18 protein-coding genes and 1 pseudogene are annotated in these 13,766 nt (G+C 60.6%); 10 read left to right on the top strand and 9 right to left on the bottom strand.

The window, feature by feature from the left end; genetic code table 11:
* The first annotated feature begins 141 nt into the window (after positions 1-141).
* On the top strand, positions 142-555 hold the full coding sequence (locus AC1MHZ_RS13135) for a DoxX family protein (protein WP_084855649.1): 414 nt from the start codon (positions 142-144) through the stop codon (positions 553-555).
* Positions 556-583: 28 nt separating this feature from the next.
* Here the strand turns inward: AC1MHZ_RS13135 and AC1MHZ_RS13130 are convergent, their stop codons facing one another.
* Positions 584-772, bottom strand: a complete 189-nt coding sequence (locus AC1MHZ_RS13130; protein WP_324815433.1) for a hypothetical protein — start codon at positions 770-772, stop codon at positions 584-586.
* 253 nt (positions 773-1,025) lie between these two features.
* On the opposite strand from AC1MHZ_RS13130, the gene AC1MHZ_RS13125 reads away from it, so the two are divergent.
* The 3 genes from AC1MHZ_RS13125 (at position 1,026) to AC1MHZ_RS13115 (ending at position 3,025) form a co-directional block, all read left to right on the top strand.
* Complete coding sequence (locus AC1MHZ_RS13125) at positions 1,026-1,697, top strand: polysaccharide lyase family 7 protein (RefSeq protein WP_480463205.1); 672 nt, start codon at positions 1,026-1,028, stop codon at positions 1,695-1,697.
* Between the two features lie 316 nt (positions 1,698-2,013).
* A complete protein-coding gene (locus AC1MHZ_RS13120) occupies positions 2,014-2,604 on the top strand; it encodes a hypothetical protein (RefSeq protein WP_143515180.1) in 591 nt (196 codons plus the stop codon).
* A 124-nt stretch (positions 2,605-2,728) separates the two neighbouring features.
* On the top strand, positions 2,729-3,025 hold the full coding sequence (locus AC1MHZ_RS13115) for a hypothetical protein (RefSeq protein WP_084855653.1): 297 nt from the start codon (positions 2,729-2,731) through the stop codon (positions 3,023-3,025).
* 89 nt (positions 3,026-3,114) lie between these two features.
* On the opposite strand, the gene nosR is transcribed toward AC1MHZ_RS13115, so the two are convergent.
* Positions 3,115-4,479 (bottom strand): response regulator c-di-GMP phosphodiesterase, NosR family, encoded by a 1,365-nt coding sequence (nosR, locus tag AC1MHZ_RS13110; protein WP_368829122.1) that lies wholly within the window; start codon positions 4,477-4,479, stop codon positions 3,115-3,117.
* A 237-nt stretch (positions 4,480-4,716) separates the two neighbouring features.
* On the opposite strand from nosR, the gene AC1MHZ_RS13105 reads away from it, so the two are divergent.
* From AC1MHZ_RS13105 to AC1MHZ_RS13095, 3 genes are read left to right on the top strand one after another with little or no spacing between them, the layout of a single operon-like run.
* Positions 4,717-5,646 carry a cytochrome-c peroxidase gene (locus AC1MHZ_RS13105; RefSeq protein ID WP_253249321.1) on the top strand — a complete coding sequence of 310 codons (930 nt, stop codon included), beginning with the start codon at positions 4,717-4,719 and terminating at the stop codon, positions 5,644-5,646.
* Positions 5,643-7,454 carry a DAHL domain-containing protein gene (locus AC1MHZ_RS13100; protein WP_482966471.1) on the top strand — a complete coding sequence of 604 codons (1,812 nt, stop codon included), beginning with the start codon at positions 5,643-5,645 and terminating at the stop codon, positions 7,452-7,454. The genes AC1MHZ_RS13105 and AC1MHZ_RS13100 overlap by 4 nt, the downstream gene beginning before the upstream one ends.
* On the top strand, positions 7,451-8,857 hold the full coding sequence (locus tag AC1MHZ_RS13095; protein ID WP_482966470.1) for an ATP-binding protein: 1,407 nt from the start codon (positions 7,451-7,453) through the stop codon (positions 8,855-8,857). The genes AC1MHZ_RS13100 and AC1MHZ_RS13095 overlap by 4 nt, the downstream gene beginning before the upstream one ends.
* Before the next feature lie 33 nt (positions 8,858-8,890).
* Here AC1MHZ_RS13095 and AC1MHZ_RS13090 read toward each other — a convergent pair whose 3' ends face one another.
* Positions 8,891-9,058 carry a hypothetical protein gene (locus AC1MHZ_RS13090; protein ID WP_172402980.1) on the bottom strand — a complete coding sequence of 56 codons (168 nt, stop codon included), beginning with the start codon at positions 9,056-9,058 and terminating at the stop codon, positions 8,891-8,893.
* A 201-nt stretch (positions 9,059-9,259) separates the two neighbouring features.
* Between AC1MHZ_RS13090 and AC1MHZ_RS13085 the strand changes: the two genes are divergently transcribed.
* Complete coding sequence (locus AC1MHZ_RS13085) at positions 9,260-9,928, top strand: isochorismatase family protein (RefSeq protein ID WP_084855658.1); 669 nt, start codon at positions 9,260-9,262, stop codon at positions 9,926-9,928.
* Between the two features lie 394 nt (positions 9,929-10,322).
* A complete protein-coding gene (locus AC1MHZ_RS13080) occupies positions 10,323-10,778 on the top strand; it encodes a topoisomerase DNA-binding C4 zinc finger domain-containing protein (RefSeq protein ID WP_482966469.1) in 456 nt (151 codons plus the stop codon).
* 253 nt (positions 10,779-11,031) lie between these two features.
* Here AC1MHZ_RS13080 and AC1MHZ_RS13075 read toward each other — a convergent pair.
* Positions 11,032-11,229: pseudogene (locus AC1MHZ_RS13075) on the bottom strand (hypothetical protein); the annotation flags it as partial.
* Complete coding sequence (locus AC1MHZ_RS13070; protein WP_482966468.1) at positions 11,222-11,530, bottom strand: hypothetical protein; 309 nt, start codon at positions 11,528-11,530, stop codon at positions 11,222-11,224. The gene AC1MHZ_RS13070 and the pseudogene AC1MHZ_RS13075, both read right to left, overlap by 8 nt.
* A 110-nt stretch (positions 11,531-11,640) precedes the next feature.
* Between AC1MHZ_RS13070 and AC1MHZ_RS13065 the strand changes: the two genes are divergently transcribed.
* Positions 11,641-12,303 (top strand): SOS response-associated peptidase, encoded by a 663-nt coding sequence (locus tag AC1MHZ_RS13065; RefSeq protein ID WP_482966510.1) that lies wholly within the window; start codon positions 11,641-11,643, stop codon positions 12,301-12,303.
* Here the strand turns inward: AC1MHZ_RS13065 and AC1MHZ_RS13060 are convergent.
* Genes AC1MHZ_RS13060 through AC1MHZ_RS13045 form a run of 4 tightly spaced genes read right to left on the bottom strand, consistent with a single transcriptional unit; the run spans position 12,300 to position 13,722 of the window.
* Complete coding sequence (locus AC1MHZ_RS13060) at positions 12,300-12,539, bottom strand: hypothetical protein (protein WP_482966509.1); 240 nt, start codon at positions 12,537-12,539, stop codon at positions 12,300-12,302. The genes AC1MHZ_RS13065 and AC1MHZ_RS13060 overlap by 4 nt on opposite strands.
* On the bottom strand, positions 12,514-12,771 hold the full coding sequence (locus AC1MHZ_RS13055) for a hypothetical protein (RefSeq protein WP_482966516.1): 258 nt from the start codon (positions 12,769-12,771) through the stop codon (positions 12,514-12,516). The genes AC1MHZ_RS13060 and AC1MHZ_RS13055 overlap by 26 nt, the downstream gene beginning before the upstream one ends.
* 4 nt (positions 12,772-12,775) lie before the next feature.
* Positions 12,776-13,282: a DUF2514 domain-containing protein gene (locus AC1MHZ_RS13050; RefSeq protein ID WP_482966467.1), complete on the bottom strand. Its 507-nt coding sequence runs from the start codon at positions 13,280-13,282 to the stop codon at positions 12,776-12,778.
* Positions 13,279-13,722 carry a structural protein P5 gene (locus AC1MHZ_RS13045; protein ID WP_482966466.1) on the bottom strand — a complete coding sequence of 148 codons (444 nt, stop codon included), beginning with the start codon at positions 13,720-13,722 and terminating at the stop codon, positions 13,279-13,281. Before AC1MHZ_RS13045 ends, AC1MHZ_RS13050 begins: the two co-directional genes overlap by 4 nt.
* Positions 13,723-13,766: the final 44 nt, after the last annotated feature.

The raw sequence follows: 13,766 nt of genomic DNA, 5'->3' as shown, positions 1-13,766 counted from the left end.
CCTGGTGGCGCCTTTTTTATCGCCGCTGTATCGGCCGGAACGCGGCTGCATGCAGGCGTGCAAAATCTTGCAGGGCCATCTCACAGCGAACAGCGAAGCGGCTGCTACAGTGAAATTGTCCCTTTCCACTGGAACGCCACCATGCGCTACTCCCTGTTCGAAGGCCAACGCGACATCATCATCCTGCTTGCCCGTATCCTGCTGGTGATCCTCTTCATCCTCTCCGGCTGGAGCAAACTCACCGGCTTCGAAGGCACGGTGGGCTACATGACCTCACTCGGCGCCCCTGCCCCGATGCTGGCAGCCGCCGTCGCGGTGATCATGGAATTCGCGGTGGGTATCCTGCTGCTGCTCGGCTTCTACACCCGCCCACTGGCATTCCTGCTCGCGCTGTTCGTGGTGGGCACCGCCTTGATCGGCCACCCGTTCTGGAGCATGGTCGACCCTGAACGTAGCGCCAACATGACCCAGTTCCTCAAGAACATGAGCATTACCGGCGGCCTGTTGTTGCTGGCCGTGAGCGGTGCCGGGCGGTTCTCCCTCGACCGCCGCTGATGCGCGCGCCGGCACGGCGACGATGGGCTCAATCGTCCACGTCGTCGTGCCAGGCCGGGTGTTCGTCGTCATCGAAATCATCCAGCAGCTCTTCGTCTTCCTCGGCCTCGTCCAGCGCCCCATGGGCATCGGCCTCCGGGTCTGAGTCGTCATCGAAAAACTCATGGTCGAGCAGATGATCGTGCTCGGGCTCGTGCAGGTCGTCTTCGTCGTGCATGGCAGGGCTCGCGAAATGAAGGCACGCCTGTATAGGCTGAACGCAGGCGTCGGTCAATCCCGCGCCACTTAACGTTCGCTTAACTGCCGCCTTGTTAGTGTCGAAGCTCTCCCTTCAAAAACGTCCTTGCCCGCCGCCCTGGCGGGCTTTTTTATAGGCGCCTTTTCATCCGACCCTGGCGCATTCTTCGGAACCATGGCCGTGGCCCCGATTCGCACAAGTGTGGACCTATCTTTTTGCAAGGAGAACCCGCATGGCCGTGAACATCGATAACCTGATCATCACCACCCCCGTTGCCAAATCCGCCACCGACCCCACCGCACTGGAAGTCACCGGCGCCGTAGCCCTGGCCACCCTGCCCGACTACGTTGCACGCCTGCCCGACGGTTCAGTACGCATGAGCGCACCGACCAAGGGGGCTTCCAGCAAAAGCACCCATCGCACCCGCTGCGAATGGAAAGAAGCCGTCTACTGGGCCCTGGACAGCGCCGCCAACCATCGCAACTACCAGTTGTTCAAACTGGAGAAGGTCAACTCGATACAAAAGGTGGTGATCTCCCAACTGCACGTAAAGGACGATGACAGCCCCCCCATCAAGGTATTCTGGAACAAAGGCAAGCTCACCTACGGCTTTCGTGCGGAGTTCAACCAAGCTACGGCCCCCACCAGCACCCTGCTGGCGGAGGTCCCGCTCAATGCAACGTTCGAGATCAGCATCGAGGTAGCTGCCTCCGGCGCCGTGGTTCTGGGCGCGAGCTGCAATGGCCGCACGGGGCGTATTGCCTTGCAACTGGCCGAGTCATGGCGAGCGCGCATTTTCAATTTCCATGGCGGGGTCTACAACCAGGTGGACTACAGCGACACCACCTCGCCCGAGGATGGCTCGGTTTGCGTGATCAGCCAGTTGGACCTGATCCACCTATAGGCCCCCAACAGGTTGTGAACATGCTCTTCACGTTTTTCTGACAAACGTATAGGCACACTGAAACTGCTTCGTACGTTCTTTAACCCGCCTCCCCCATCGGCGGGTTTTTCTTTTCTGCCACTTGGCGAGCCGCCCTCCGCCAAAAAAGTGTGAAATCTGTCACAATTTTCCGCTTAAAATTGAACTTATCCGAAACGTCTTACTCAACCGGCAGAATGCTATTACGTCTGGCATAGCCTATTGACAGCATTGAATGCGCTGCGCGGGTGAGTATTCTGCAGCCCTATATCCACTTTTCCTTCCAAGGACGGACTCCATGAGGCCTCTCTCCCTTTTGGCTGTTTCGGCGAGCCTGCTCGTCGCCCTCCCTGCCTGGGCAGGCCCAGGCCAGGCCAACCGCGTCTGGAGCCAGGAACCGAGTTCGTTCCTGGGCATCGACCTGCAAGGCGACTTCCTCAAGCAGGTTGCCGAATGCCCTACCGATGAGACCAGGCCAACCGAACCCTGCCGCGTCGCCACCTCCGACCCGGATCGTTTCGAAATCCGCGGCCTGCCCTACCTGCCCATTTCCCCTGGCTACAGCCTGGTGGCGACCCTGGCGGGCGGACAGGTGAGCGAGCTGGTCTTCAGCGGCAATGCCAACAGCCTCTACCTGGTCACCGACATGCTCACCGAGCAGTTCGGCGAACCGGCCGAGCAAAACAGCCGTTGGATCAAGATGAGCTCTGGCGCGTCCTACCTGACCGAAGTCATGTCCTGGAAAGGCGAAAAGGTGGCGATCAACTTCCAGCGCCAGGAGCAGGACCTAGGCAAGTACGCGGTGACCGTGTCCAACCTGCCCACGCAGATGGCCACCACCGAAGAGACGCCCGTCGAAGCTGTACAGCCGGACGTATCCAAGCTCTGAGCCGAACAGGAACCACTGCTGGGAGCGGGCTTGCCGGCGATAGGGCCCATGCAGCAATACGAGACACTCGCTCCCGAATCGGTGATGATGAGGCTCCTGTTCCACACGCCACGGATGCCCGACGATGCCCCTTCACCAGGCCCCTTCGATACATCTTGCCGCAGCCCTGCTGGCGATCGCGCTGCTACCCGGCTGCACCACCCAACTGACCGAAAAGGGCCAACAGGTAAACCTGGTGACCGCCTCGTCGGTCAACGCCTGCGACCTGGTCGACACCTTCACCCTGCAGGGCAACTCCGCCGACGATGCCATCAACCTGGCATTCAACAGGGCGGGCGAACTTGGCGCCGACAGCATGGGCGTGAAATCGGTCGATGAAGAGGGCGAGATCAAGGCATTGGCATTCAACTGCCAGCGATGAACGAGCCGTTTACGTGAGCTGGATGAGAGGCTCAGGCTACTGACCCTGCCTCCTTGACATGACCGCGACGGGGCGCACTGCGCCCCAGGTCATGGGCTATCGCTCGCTGGCGTGCTCTCGCCCTCCTGCGGCGGGAGCCTCACGAAAACACTGTACTTTCCACCCTCCATCTCCTCGAATGCGATCAGCTTGTCGATCAGCGGCCCGCTCAGCACCTTCCCGGCATTGAGCAGCAGCATGCCGTTCTCTGCATTGAGGTTGCGCGCCAGCACCATCCCTGCTTCCAGCTCCCCCGTGGGCAGCATCTTGACCTGCGGATCGGCGAGCGTCACATCGCTCAGCATCGCCGCGCATACCGCGATGAAATCCTCTACCAGACCCGGGTCATACACACGCCCGGCATACTTGCGCAGGTGCAGCAGGGCTTCGTCACTGTTCAGTTGCCGTTCGAGCACCAGGCCGCGCTGCAACTCGACGAAATCGACCGCCAGCTTGAGCAGCCGTGCGCCGAACGGGATGGCATCGCCTTTGAGCCGGCCGGGGAACCCGCTGCCGTCCCAGTGCTCCTGGTGATGCAAGATCAAATGGGCCGCATCCCTCATCGGCTCCAGGGCCATCAACAACGACTCGCTCTGCTTCGGATAGTCACGATAACGGTCGCGCTCGGTATGGCGCACCAGCTCCGACGGCGTGACCATCATGCTGTCCGGCCAGCTCAGCTTGCCGATGTTGTACAGGGCGGCGGCCATGGCCAGGTCGCGGCAGTCGGTATCGTTGACGCCGTGAGCCGCGCAATAACTGCGCACGAGCTCGATGATCTGTCGATTGGTCTGCTTGGCCGGCGGCAGGCGCAGGTTGGCGAGCAATGAAAACACTTCGGTGCTGGTGACATAGCTGTGCTTGAGCGCTTCATAGGCGAGGTCGAGCATGTCGGCGGTCTGCTGCAATTCGGCGGTGCGCGCCGCAACCCGCTTTTCAAGGCTCGTATTGAGCACCTTGAGCTGGGTGTTCTGCTTGCGGATCAAGCGCTCCAGGCGCTGGCGTTCGCGCTCGGAGTGCTGATGCTCCAGCGCCTGGCGCAAGACCAGTAGCAGCTCATCGTCGTTCCACGGCTTGCTGATGTAACGATGGATCTGCCCTTCGTTGATGGCCTTGATGATCGCCGTCGGGTCGGCATAGCCGGTGAGCATGATCCGCATGGCCGTGGGGTACTGATGGCGCACGTGAGCCAACAGCGTGGCGCCATCCATTTTGGGCATGCGGGCATCGCTCACCACCAGGTCCACCGGCTGCTCGGCCATGATCTCCAGCGCCTGGGCACCACTTTCGGCCAGCAGCACATCATAGAACTGACCGCGCAACAGCCGGCGCAAACTGTTGAGGATCGGCGCCTCATCGTCGACCAGCAGCACCTTGGGTCGATGGATCGCCTGCGCGGCGGGTTGCTCTTCCATGGCATGGCCTCAAGCAAACTGAACGGTGACGACTCGACCCCAGCCAAGGGGCTCGCGGTTGACTGACAGGCTAGATGACTTTTTCACACACCGTGAAGTATCAGCCGCTTATACGTAGCAGGCAAAGTGCCTGCCAGGCGACTAAGCTTCGAACCAAAGCCCGGCGCACGCGCACATCACCAGGGATAACGGATGCTCCCGATGATCCATTCACGCCCACCTGCTCTTTGCACTGTCATGCTGTTGCTCTGCGCCGTGGCCGCGGGGAGCATCGCCGCCCCGCTGGATCAACCCCTCAAGCCCTTGCCCGACCCACCGCCAGCCGACCCCAGGCGCGTCGAGCTCGGGCACCAGCTGTTCCATGACGCCAGGCTGTCGATCAACAACACCTTGTCCTGCGCCAGCTGCCATCGTCTCGACCATGGCGGCGCGGATGATCGCCCTCGGTCCAGCGGCTTCGATGGTCGCCCCCTGCTGGTCAACACGCCGACGGTCTTCAATGCTGCCTTGAATTTTCGCCAATTCTGGGACGGCCGGGCCGACACCCTCGAGGATCAGGGCAGCGCCGTGATCACCAGCCCTCACGAAATGGGCAGCGACTGGCAAAGCGTGCTGCAGCGTATCGCCGACGACCCGGGTTACCGGGAGCGTTTCAGCGCCGCCTACCCCGACGCAGTGACCAAGGCCAACATCCTGGGCGCCCTGGCCGACTTCCAGCGCACGCTGCTCACCCCCGGTTCACGCTTCGACCGCTACCTGCAGGGCGACACCGCCATACTCACGCTGGAAGAAAAGTACGGCTACCAACGTTTCAAGGACTACGGCTGCATCGCGTGCCATCAGGGCGTGAATATCGGCGGTAACATGTTCCAGAAATTCGGTGTGTTCGGTGACTATATCGCCGACCGAGGCAACCCGACGCAGGCTGACCTGGGGCGCTTCAATGTCACCGGCGATGACGCCGATCGTGCCGTGTTCAAGGTTCCCAGCCTGCGTAATGTCGCCTTGACCGCGCCCTACTTCCACGACGGTTCGGCGCCCACCCTGGAGCGCGCCGTGGACGTGATGTTCCAGTACCAGCTGGGGCGTATACCCAGCGAAGAGGACCGCACCCTGATCGTCCTGTTCCTGAAGACGCTCACCGGGCAATGGAATGGCCAGCCATGAAGTATTCCCCTCGGTTCAGCCTGTTGGTGCTGAGCATCGTCGTGCTGCTGCTGGCCTCGACACTGATGTTTCTCTACCTGAAGTCCAGTTCCGAGCAGACGTTCACCTACACCAGCTCTCGTGACTTGATACGCCAGATCAAGCAGCAGGACTCGCAATGGGAAAACGAAATCCTTAAGGCGCGGGTAGCGATTTCCCACAACTATGACCCATTGGTGTCTCCTATCCACGAGATAACGCGCCTGTGGGCCCGCTTCGATGCGCTGGAATCCGACCATGGGCGCAACGATGCCCAGCAATGGAGCGATGCCCACGAGGGTTTTCTCAAGGCCTTGCAAGAAAAGACCCGCCTGGTGGAGCGCTTCAAGTCCCATAACGCATTGCTACGCAACTCACTGGCCTTCCTGCCGGCAGCCGAGGATCACATCCAGGCCCAGCTCAGCAACGTGCCCGACCCTGATCGGCAGGAAGTCCACAATTTCGCCACCGATACCTATGACCTGCTACTGAGTGCCCTGGAGTTCGCCCAAGTCACCTCCCCCGAAAAAGCCGCTGAAATCGAAGTAGGCCTGAACAAGCTTGCGGTGAACGTGCAGGACATGCCGGATGACTTTCGAACGCCGGTCGACATTCTGAGCAACCACGTCGCCTTGATCTGGCGTGAGCAACCAGTCGTCAACCAATTGCTCGAAGCGATCGAGGCCGTTCCGGTGGCCGAGCGCCTGGACGCCATCACCACGATGCTCGAACAGGACCAGCAACTGCGTGAGAAAACCAACAAGCAATACCACTTCTACATGCTGTTGTTTTCCGTGCTGCTGATGTGCTCCCTGGTGGTCCTGGCCATTCGCCTGATCCGCAGTTTCAGCGAGATCAACCAGGCCAATACCGCGCTGCAGACCGCCAACGATGTGCTCGAGCAACGGGTCGATGAACGTACCCGCGAACTGAAGAACGCCCAGAGCGAGTTGCTGGCTTCAGCCCGCCAGTCCGGCATGGCCGAGATCGCCACCAATGTTCTGCACAACGTCGGCAACGTGCTCAACAGCGTGAATACTTCCTGCGACCTGATCACCCGCTGGCTGCGCAACAGCAAGAGCCAGGGCCTGGGCAAGGCCATGCAGCTGGTCAATGCGCACCCGGACGATCTCGGCCGCTTCCTGACCGAGGACGAAAAAGGCAAGTTGTTGCCGGGCTACCTCAACCAGTTGGTCGATGCCATCGCCCAGGAGCACCAGGAGATGATGGAGGAGTTGGGACGGATGACCAAGAGCATCGACCATATCAAGGAAGTGGTCGCCACCCAGCAATCCTATGCCGGGACCAAGAGCATGGCCGAACCACTGTACATCCAGGAGCTGATCGACGACGCCCTGCGCATGAACGCCGGCGCCCTCACCCGCCACCAGGTCACGGTGATCAAGACCTACAGCGATGTACCCCAGATCATGGGTGACAAGCACCGCCTGCTGCTGATCCTGATCAACCTGATCAGCAATGCCAAGTACGCCATGTCAGGCATGGGCAACGCCACGCGAACCATGACCCTGGGCGTCAGAATCGTCGACGACGCCTTCCTGGAAATCAGCGTCAAGGACGAGGGGGAAGGCATCGCCCCGGAAAACATGGCGCGGATTTTTGCCCACGGCTTCACCACCCGCAAGGAAGGCCACGGCTTCGGCCTGCACAGCTGCGCCCTGGCGGCGATCGAAATGAACGGCCACCTGACGGCCCACAGCGACGGCCCCGGCCAAGGCGCGTTGTTTACCCTGCAACTACCCTTGATCACCGTCCCGGAGAACGCATGAGTGAACTCTCGAACCGGCGCATCCTGCTGATCGACGACATGCCGTCGATCCACGACGACTTTCGCAAAATCCTCTGCCCAGCCAACACCCGGTCCACCGAGCTGGATGCCATGGAGGCGACGTTGTTCGGCGTGCAGGCGAAATCCGAGCAGCCTTCCTTCGAACTGGACTCGGCCTATGGCGGCGAAGAGGGCCTAGGCAAACTCACGCTCGCCGCCCAGCAACAGCGCCCCTATGCCCTGGCGTTCGTCGACATGCGCATGCCCGATGGCTGGGACGGCGCCAAGACCATCGAACACCTATGGCAGGCCGACCCCAAGCTGCAGGTGGTGGTCTGCACCGCCTATTCCGATTATTCCTGGGATGATCTGCTCGACCGGCTGCAAGCACACGACCGCCTGCTGATCCTCAAGAAGCCGTTCGATAACATCGAAGTACAGCAGATGGCCAATACGCTGCTGACCAAATGGGAAATGACCGAACGTGCCAGCCTGCAGATGCACCGCCTGGAGCAATTGGTCGAACAGCGCACTATTCAGTTCAGGCAAGCCAGCGAAGCCCTGCAAAGCGAGATCGACGAACGCAAGCAGCTGGAAAGCCAACTGGTGCAATCGGAGAAACTCGCCTCCCTCGGCCAGCTTGCAGCAGGCGTGGCCCACGAAATCAACAACCCGATCGGCTTCATTTCATCGAACCTCGGCACGCTGGACAGCTATTTCCAGCAGCTATCGAGCATGCTCGACGCGTACCGCGCGGCGGAGACGGCCCTGGGTAACAGCGACACCGCACAGCACTTGCGCCAGCTGCGCGAACAGATCGAACTGCATTTCCTGCTTGAAGACGTTCCGCTGCTGATCAGGGAATCGAAGGAAGGCATCGACCGCGTCAGCCAGATCGTCAAGGACCTCAAGGACTTCTCCCGGGTCGATAGTCAGCAACAATGGCAGTGGGCCAACCTGCAACAAGGCATCGAGTCAACGCTGAACATCGTGGCCAGCGAAATCAAGTACAAGGCGGACCTGGTCAAAGAATACCAGCCCCTTCCCGACATCGAATGCCTGCCGTCACAGATCAACCAGGTAGTCATGAACCTGGTGGTCAACGCCGCCCAGGCCATGGGCCCGGAACGCGGCACCATCACTTTGCGCACGGGCCACCAGGGCGATTCGGTATGGATCGAAGTGGCCGATACCGGGGCGGGCATCGAGCCGCAAGTGCTGCCGAAGATCTTCGACCCGTTTTTCACCACCAAGCCGGTCGGCCAGGGGACAGGGCTCGGTTTGTCGCTGTCCTACGGCATCGTGAAGAAGCACGGCGGGGATATTTCGGTGAACAGCACCGTGGGCGCCGGCACGACGTTTCGCGTGCAATTGCCGCTGCGCCAGAGCCGGCCTGCGGTATGACCGGCTTGACCCTGGCAGGTTGCGACAGCCTGGTCAGTCTTGCGATGGGACCAGCTCATAGCTCAACGGCGCGCCAGGAAAAGACGCGACCCAACGCGTCGTGTAACGCGACTTGCAGTGAGGGCATTGCACCTGCTGGCCGTCCTTGCGGTCGTCTGGCTCGAACTGCAGGTCCTCGTTGCATTTCTTGCACTTGGCCATGGGAGATCTCCTGAGGTGGGGCCTCTTCTCAGCATAGCCTTTCCACTTTCAGCCCTGCCGAGCGGCCTTTTTTCAAGCGCCCTCGCACACTGTCGATCCGGCTGCCCTTGCTTGCGCAACAAGTAGGGCGCGTCTACTTTTTCTGGTGCTCTCACCTCCCGAGAGCGGTGAAACACAACCCTAGGCTTGCGAGGTGTCAGCATGGCTTCCACCAACGGAATGCTAGACCCGGATGACTCTGTCATCCTGCTTATCGACCATCAGAGCGGGCTGTTCAACACGGTTCGCGATGTCCCCATTCCCGACCTGCGCAACTACGTGATCGCCATTGCCAAGACGGCCACCTTGCTGAACATTCCGGTCATCACCACGGCTTCCGTGCCGGATGGGCCCAACGGGCCATTAATTCCGGAAGTCCACCAATACGCGCCGCATGCGGTCTATGTACCGCGCACCGGCCAGATCAACGCCTGGGACAACCCACCTTTCGTAGAAGCAATCGAGAAGACGGGGCGCAAGACCCTCATCATCGCCGGCACGCTCACCAGCGTGTGCATGGCGTTTCCCGCCATCAGCGCAGTGCAGGCTGGCTACAAGGCGTATTGCGTGGTCGATGCCTCCGGCAACTGGAGCAAGCTCGCGACCGATACGACCATTGCCCGCGTCACCCAAGCGGGAGCGATTCCTACCGATACCTTTGCGATCGTCGCGGAATTGATGCGCACATGGAACAGAGCCGAAGGGTCGCGCTTCGCAGAAATCCTGGCGGAGCATGTGTGCCCTGAGTACAAGTGCTTGATCGAAAGCTATGGCAAGGCGCAGGAGATTGCCAAGAATGGGCCGGAGACCAAGCTCGATAAATACAAGTGAACGAGACTGAGCCCCCTGGGGCTTGTCGAACAACAGCTATTAGAGGCTTTCTTCGATGCAAATAAAAACCCCGTAGACCTAGATCTACGGGGTTTTGAATAGTGGAGGCCGAGGTCGGAATCGAACCGGCGTAGACGGATTTGCAATCCTATACAAGAATCGCCGCCTCATGCGGCCCGAACTAGAAAATCAGTTCCAAAACGAAACGGGATTCGCTTGTCTATAACCCGCATTGTACAAGGGTCGCCGTTTTAGTTTTGGAACCGATTTTCCTGGTGATTTGATGCGCTAGCCAACCGTCGCCCTGCAGCGACACCTCACTACTTTGAAGATTGCGGGATCGGCACGGATCGAAGATGATGGCGCTTAGCCAATATCAGTTTGGTACCTTACGATGGATCGAAATGAGTTGCCGCGGCGCGCGCTCTTGCTCTTGGCGGTTGGTCTAATTAGCGACCGAGCGGTCGCCAGAGGTGGTGGCAGAGGGGGTGGTAGAGGCGGAGGGCGAGGTGGGCGAGGAGGTGGCGCAGGCGGGTTCGCCGTCTTGCTGCTCATAGGTATTGTTTGGGGCGGAGTGTGGGCATTTGGCAAGCTATTTGGCCGTAAGGCTGACACCGCCGATCGCAAGTCAACTATCCCGAATGCTACTGGGTTCTCAGGAACTGCACCTCGCGCGGTACCGCCAAGTGTTCCTATTAGACCTCCCCGTGAGAAATGGGACGAATTAGGACTTTGCCCCCGCTGCGGAAGCTCAATGCGATCGCGAACTGCAAAAACCGGACGGTATGCGGGACGCAGTTTCATGGGCTGCTCAACCTATCCGCGCTGTAAAGGAATTCGAAACAAGTGACGACATGGGCCGAAACTGAATCGGCTAAGATCGAAGATTCCGGTAATGCAGCAGTAGCGTTTAGATAAGCCCACAGGCCGCGCAGCAAGCGGCCTTCGCGCTTGACGCGTCTAATACTTTTCGCCGGGTTTCCGCGACTTTCGGCCAGTAAAGGCGGGAAGCAATCAGGCAGTATTAGACAGGGCAATCCCCTCCTTTCGGCGTTCTGCCGACCCGCCTCCAGCCCTGAAAGGCGTCACTCTTCCCCTTCGTTTTCATGCTCGACCAGCGCCCACAACCGGGCCGCTTCGGCGAGCTCCAGCATGTCGACCAGCTCGCCCTCGCCTACTTCCCGCCGCCGATGTGCGGCCTTGGCCATTTCCGATAAGACTGCGGCGCGCCCGTCCGGGTCTGAGACCAGGGCGAACTGATCGTGCAGCTCGTCGAGCCAGGCGCGCGGCAAGTCAGTCATCGTAATTTCCCACTGCACGGCACCACCAGGATTGCGCATAGAGCACTCCATCAACTTCCTCGATGCCGGTGATGTTCATCCCGAGCTGGGCCATGCCGTTGACGCATGCGTCGTGGAGACGCGGGATAACATCACCGCTTGGGGTTGGATTGAACACCCAGGCCTCGACAGAATGCCGGCCAAGCACCTTGCTGTGACCGTACTCAATGTGGATGTCGGCCTTTATCGGCTTGACCTTCTTCAGTTGGTCGCTCGGGATTGCAACGCCGCGCTCCCGGCGGCGTATCAGGAGGAAATACATAGGGCCACCAAAATACTGTACATGCAAACAGTATTTCACCAGAGAACGGGCCGAGAAAAGCCGTGCCGACGGGTGGAGCTATGCTTGTCATTTCATCGGGAGGGGAAGTGATGTGCGGAAGGCTCAGCCAGTACCGAGGCATACACGACTTCGTTGAAACCCTGAGCCTGCCGGAGGCCTGGAGAAACAACGTGGGCGACCAAGCCCTGGAGCGCTACAACGTCGCGCCGACAACGCAGGTCGCCGTGCTTCGGGTAGATGACGCAGGCCCGCGCGCGGACATGGCGAAATGGGGATGGAGGCCGCACTGGGCGACCGATCGAGCGCCGCCAATCAATGCGCGGGTCGAGAAAGTGGCGCACGGTCCATTCTTCCGCGCCATCTGGCCGAGCCGAGCAGTTACGCCCGTGGACGGCTGGTACGAGTGGGTCGACGAAGGCGGGCCGAAGAAGCAGCCGTACTACATCAGGCGCCGAGACGGGCGCCCTGCCCTATGCGCCTCGATTGGGCAGTTCACCAGCGGCGAGCATGACGGGTTCGTCATCATCACCGCTGACGCCCTGGGCGGGCTGGTCGATGTGCACGACCGCCGGCCGGTCGTGCTGTCGCCAGAGTTGGCCAGGGAATGGATGGCCCCAGGCATGCAGAAGGAGCAGGCCGAGCAAATGGCGCTTAACCTTGGGGAGCCGGCTGAAGAATTCGAGTGGTTCCGAGTGGGCATGGCCGTGGGCAAAGTCCGGAACCAAGGCCCGGATCTGATCAAGCCGATTTAGTGATGCGTGTCACCAGTCTCGCCCCGGGACTTCAGCTGAAATTCGGTGACAGCTTGGTACAGCGAATCTGCCAGCAGCTTCAAGCGCTCCACCTTAGCAGCCGGCGCGCCCGTGTCCTTGGCTTCGTGGTACTTCCTGGTTGCATCGATGGCCTGCTGAATCAGCTGATCGCCAGCCTCAGCCAAACCCTGGATGGTCTTTTTCACCGTCCTACTCCGATTTCTTGATCGGGGCATCATACTCCGCCATGTACTGCTGGCTATCTAATAGAGGTCCGTCAACATTCGAGATTATGGGACTCCAGTCAGCAATTGATTGGCAAAGCGTGTCCACAAGCTGCTTTAGTTTTTCGATCTCGGCAGACGGAACTCCAAGCTCTTTGGCTTGGTAGTACCTCCTGATTGCATCGCTTGCCTGCGCAATCAGTTGATACCTACCTTCATCCAGACCTAGCGTCATGCGCTTCACGGCCCTACCTCGATGACTTTCTTAAGACATCATACTCCGCCTCGCACTGCTGACCAGCTATTCGCGCTCGGTCATATGCTTTCGCCAGCTCTCCCGCTCGAGCATCAGCCCGTGTGAGCAGGTCGGAGAGCACCATGGCGGCGCGGGTGGCTGCCTGGCCTCGGGCGATAGCGGCGGTATTCGTGGCGGGGCAACGGACGGCGGCGGCGAAATTGGCTGCGTCGTGCTGCAGCCGCTGGCCAGCATCATCGGCGCCAGCAGCGCCAGCATCAGCCACCTTGTGTTCTTCTCTTGCATGGGCTCTCGCCTCCTCCTGCGCCTGGGCGCGTCGCTGTTCTTCCTGTCTCGCGCTGCGCTCGCCCAGCACCTCGGCTAGCCGGTCGCCGCTGTCGCGCTGGGCCGATGCAATGGCGGCCTCTGCGCGCTCAACGGATCGGCCGTGCTGATAGGCGCCCCAGTAGGACGCCACCAACAGCAAGAGCGCGAGCGCTCGCAGTCCCCACCCACTCACGCCAGCGCCCTCCGCACGCCATCGTCGATCACCTCGGGCTTGTACGGGTTGCCGCCGTTCTCATGGATGATGATGCTCTCGACGAACACCCGCAGCGTGGCCGGGTCCTTGATGTTGATCGGGTCGGTGGTGCGCACACCCAGGCGCTTGGCCACGGCCGAGGCGTAGGCCTGGGTGTCGTTCTCGTTCGCCGGCGCCCAGCGGTTGATGGTCTCCAACACCGTGTCGATGCCCTTCCCGCCCACACCGGGCATGCCGTCTTTGCCCCGGTAGTTGATGAGCAGCTTGCCCAGGGCGCGGATGCCGTTCTCTGGGGTATCGAAGCGGGCGAAGCGCGGCTTAGCGGCGCGCACCTCCAGGCCCAGCTGGCCCACCCAGTCGTTCCGGGGGTTGAAATCGATGTTGCCAGGGTTGTTGTTGCGTACGCCGCGTGCGGTCATGGGTTTTCTCCGGGCAAAAAAATACCGCCATCAGGCGGTTGTGT

This window comes from Pseudomonas sp. FA-1 (assembly GCF_056856075.1).
Note: the sequence above shows the minus strand (reverse complement) of the source record. Positions and strands in the feature narration are given on the sequence as shown.

What these genes read in the sequence shown, in the direction of transcription:
- AC1MHZ_RS13135 (WP_084855649.1), top strand. Translation starts at nt 142, where the DNA reads ATGCGCTACTCCCTGTTCGAAGGCCAACGCGACATCATCATCCTGCTT.
- AC1MHZ_RS13130 (WP_324815433.1), bottom strand. Translation starts at nt 772, where the DNA reads ATGCACGACGAAGACGACCTGCACGAGCCCGAGCACGATCATCTGCTC.
- AC1MHZ_RS13125 (WP_480463205.1), top strand. Translation starts at nt 1,026, where the DNA reads ATGGCCGTGAACATCGATAACCTGATCATCACCACCCCCGTTGCCAAA.
- AC1MHZ_RS13120 (WP_143515180.1), top strand. Translation starts at nt 2,014, where the DNA reads ATGAGGCCTCTCTCCCTTTTGGCTGTTTCGGCGAGCCTGCTCGTCGCC.
- AC1MHZ_RS13115 (WP_084855653.1), top strand. Translation starts at nt 2,729, where the DNA reads ATGCCCCTTCACCAGGCCCCTTCGATACATCTTGCCGCAGCCCTGCTG.
- nosR (WP_368829122.1), bottom strand. Translation starts at nt 4,479, where the DNA reads ATGGAAGAGCAACCCGCCGCGCAGGCGATCCATCGACCCAAGGTGCTG.
- AC1MHZ_RS13105 (WP_253249321.1), top strand. Translation starts at nt 4,717, where the DNA reads ATGCTGTTGCTCTGCGCCGTGGCCGCGGGGAGCATCGCCGCCCCGCTG.
- AC1MHZ_RS13100 (WP_482966471.1), top strand. Translation starts at nt 5,643, where the DNA reads ATGAAGTATTCCCCTCGGTTCAGCCTGTTGGTGCTGAGCATCGTCGTG.
- AC1MHZ_RS13095 (WP_482966470.1), top strand. Translation starts at nt 7,451, where the DNA reads ATGAGTGAACTCTCGAACCGGCGCATCCTGCTGATCGACGACATGCCG.
- AC1MHZ_RS13090 (WP_172402980.1), bottom strand. Translation starts at nt 9,058, where the DNA reads ATGGCCAAGTGCAAGAAATGCAACGAGGACCTGCAGTTCGAGCCAGAC.
- AC1MHZ_RS13085 (WP_084855658.1), top strand. Translation starts at nt 9,260, where the DNA reads ATGGCTTCCACCAACGGAATGCTAGACCCGGATGACTCTGTCATCCTG.
- AC1MHZ_RS13080 (WP_482966469.1), top strand. Translation starts at nt 10,323, where the DNA reads ATGGATCGAAATGAGTTGCCGCGGCGCGCGCTCTTGCTCTTGGCGGTT.
- AC1MHZ_RS13070 (WP_482966468.1), bottom strand. Translation starts at nt 11,530, where the DNA reads ATGTATTTCCTCCTGATACGCCGCCGGGAGCGCGGCGTTGCAATCCCG.
- AC1MHZ_RS13065 (WP_482966510.1), top strand. Translation starts at nt 11,641, where the DNA reads ATGTGCGGAAGGCTCAGCCAGTACCGAGGCATACACGACTTCGTTGAA.
- AC1MHZ_RS13060 (WP_482966509.1), bottom strand. Translation starts at nt 12,539, where the DNA reads ATGCCCCGATCAAGAAATCGGAGTAGGACGGTGAAAAAGACCATCCAG.
- AC1MHZ_RS13045 (WP_482966466.1), bottom strand. Translation starts at nt 13,722, where the DNA reads ATGACCGCACGCGGCGTACGCAACAACAACCCTGGCAACATCGATTTC.